Annotated in this window: 1 protein-coding gene; it reads left to right on the forward strand. The window is 42.5% G+C overall.

The window, feature by feature from the left end:
• The coding region (locus tag ACSMFO_RS40200) for a hypothetical protein (protein WP_436462546.1) at positions 1-586 on the forward strand (586 nt) is incomplete at its 5' end.
• Between the last annotated feature and the right edge of the window lie 64 nt (positions 587-650).

Genomic DNA, 650 nt, shown 5'->3' on the forward strand with positions numbered 1-650 from the left:
TCGTGAAAGCTCTGGTATGGGAACACGCTTTTTATTAGGGGCACTGCCAGTGACCAATGGGATGGAAAGCCAATCTGTTGAACAGTTTGCAAAGTGGTACCGGCATTGTGTAGAGGTTCGTGATACACAAGGTGCTGAACGTGTTTTGTTGACAGCGATGGAATTAGGTAGCACGGATGTACAATTAGCAGACATGATGATGGCAGCAGTGACGGATCACTTTTATATCAATACGGGCCATACACTAGACTTCCATAATAAGGCGTTTGAGATTGTAGAACACATCGGAGAAGAATATCGTCCCTATGTATTGACTTCATTGTTGCCTGGTATTTCAAACGTGTCTCGAAGCGAGGAATCCCATAGCTGGCAATCTCCAGTCAACCTTGTCAAACCATTAAACGAAGCTTTTGAGAAGCTAGAAGACACCCTCAAAGCTGAAAATTCAATAGAAATAGCCAATTTTGATGAAAATACATTAGTTGAACAGCTCTTATCTGACCGGCCGATTGAAACTATTCAGATGATGGTGCAAGCTCTTGAGTCTGGTTTAACCCCTGTTAGGCTAGCACAATTGGTTTCATAAGCTGCGGCTGAAAGAATTGCTCGCTTCCATACACAAAATGATTTTAATGATTGGATTACCGTAC

The organism is Amycolatopsis sp. w19 (assembly GCF_051373225.1).
GTDB classification, from domain to species: domain Bacteria; phylum Actinomycetota; class Actinomycetes; order Mycobacteriales; family Pseudonocardiaceae; genus Amycolatopsis; species Amycolatopsis japonica.